Annotated in this window: 1 protein-coding gene and 1 pseudogene; both read right to left on the minus strand. The window is 28.9% G+C overall.

Annotation, left to right across the window (positions count from 1 at the left end):
* Positions 1–282: 282 nt before the first annotated feature.
* On the minus strand, positions 283–888 hold the full coding sequence (locus L866_RS0108145) for a response regulator (protein WP_025730901.1): 606 nt from the start codon (positions 886–888) through the stop codon (positions 283–285).
* Positions 869–1,975 (minus strand): annotated as a pseudogene (locus L866_RS0108150) (sensor histidine kinase); the annotation flags it as partial. The pseudogene L866_RS0108150 and the gene L866_RS0108145, both read right to left, overlap by 20 nt.
* Positions 1,976–2,033 lie beyond the last annotated feature (58 nt).

Raw genomic sequence — 2,033 nt, forward strand, 5'->3', positions numbered from 1 at the left:
ATGGCTCAGTTCTACAAGAAAGTATATCAAGTTTAACCAGTAAGAGAGTATAGAACATTGTATAGTATTTTACACAAGATTATGGACTTGACTTTAAATATCCAGCTAAAAAGCCCTATATCAAGGGCTTTTTGTTATATATTAAAAAAATAATCATTGTAAAAAAAATCTGGGTTGAAAATAGCTTAATATCGGCATTTATCACAGCTACCTTCTTTTTATTTCACAGAAAAACCCTAACAAATACGGAGATGGAACTTAAGTAGTTTGATTACCTATAACTCAGAAATCCATAAAATATCCTAATTGCTCAGCTTTGTAGATAGCCTCTTGCTTATTATTTACCAAGAGCTTTGAATAGACGTTGTTCAAATGATTAAATACTGTTCTCCTACTAATTTGTAATGTTTCCTCTATTTCTTTTATAGAGAGCCCTTTCTTACTCAAATTTAAAATAGTTATTTCTCGTTCAGTTAAGGATTCAACATAATCCTGAGACTCAATTTGTTCAAAATACTTTTTCCCAGAATCCACTTTTTTTAAGATAGAAATTAGTTGTTTAGGATCTATATTTTTATCTACAAACCCATATGCGCCTATTTTTTTTGCTCGCTCTTCATAGATTGACTTAACATATCCTGTTAGCATAACAACTTTCAAATTAGGAGTAGACTGTATGAGTGCCTCTGCTATCTCCAATCCATTCTCTTTAGAAATATTTGTTAAATTAATATCAAGTAAGATAATATCGTACTTAGACAAATCTATCGTCACATCGTTGAAATTAGAAGTAATCGTATCTATGACATCGACTTCATCATACTGTTGGCATAACAGTTGGATACTCTTTGCAAATAGTTTATGGTCATCAATTAATAAAATTTTCATAGCACAATTTCCAATCTATGGGAAGTAATATTCTGATATTAAATTGTTTATTATCTATTTGTAGCTCCATATCCCCATCAAAAGCTACTAGTGTTTCTTGCAATGATTTCAAACCTCTACCATAATTTATAGAGTGAACTTTTTCCACTATTTGATTGCTCTCCTCAATGATAATAATATCAGATTGAACCTTTAAAGATAAATGAATATCTTTACTAACTCCATATTTTATAGCATTATTAATTAACTCTTTTATAAACCTGTATACAATATCTCCATATGGAGGTGGGATTATTGTACTATTCGAACAGTTGAAATACAATAATTTATTACTTTTTCTTCTTTTGACAATATCATCAAAAAGAGACTGTATATTTTCTTTCATTGTTCGATTAACAGGAATTATTGGGTGGTAAGTATCAATTTCATCCCTAATACCAGAAACTAAATCATTCAACTCATTAACAATGAAACCATGTGTTATATCACTATCTTCTAGTGAGAGTAAGTTTTTTATCGCTATGATATTTTGCAAGACATCATCATGCAAATAATTTGAGAACCCCACCCTTATGTTTTCCTCTGATTTCATAAAATAGTTTAACTTTCTATTTTTATAATCAAAATTTTGTTTAGAGTTTTCTAAATAATAAAAAATATAAGAAATTACCACTAGACAAAACAACGTGCTTGCGTCAAGAATTATAAAAAATAGTAAAAAATCTTTAACTAGTACCTTTGTAAGTACAACCCAACAAACAATAAGAAGTACAAATAATAGTTCTATACGAGTTTTATAATTACCTAACCATCTTTGAGTAACTAAACTAAATTTATCATGTATGACCTTAAAATAGTATATTGTACTCATTATAAGGGGAAACAGATACCACCCTAAATTATTAAAGGCTTGATTAACATCTAGCATTTCTCCATAAAATTCACTACCAAATATTACCAGTAAAAGCAAAGAAAACAGTATCAATGAACGTTTTACTACTGATATTTGTTGCCTAAAATACCTATTATATAACAATATAACCAATAACGGATGATAAAGTCCATATAATTGTGTAAAAGATAAAAGGCCATATAAAGCTCCTTTTACGGTACAATGTTTTTACCAGAAAACCTACCCAGGAGGA

Origin of the sequence: Atopobacter phocae ATCC BAA-285 (assembly GCF_000526675.1) — a bacterium.
In the GTDB taxonomy this organism is placed as follows: domain Bacteria; phylum Bacillota; class Bacilli; order Lactobacillales; family Aerococcaceae; genus Atopobacter; species Atopobacter phocae.

Coding starts and splice junctions, on each gene's coding strand:
- L866_RS0108145 (WP_025730901.1), bottom strand. CDS start 888: ATGAAAATTTTATTAATTGATGACCATAAACTATTTGCAAAGAGTATC.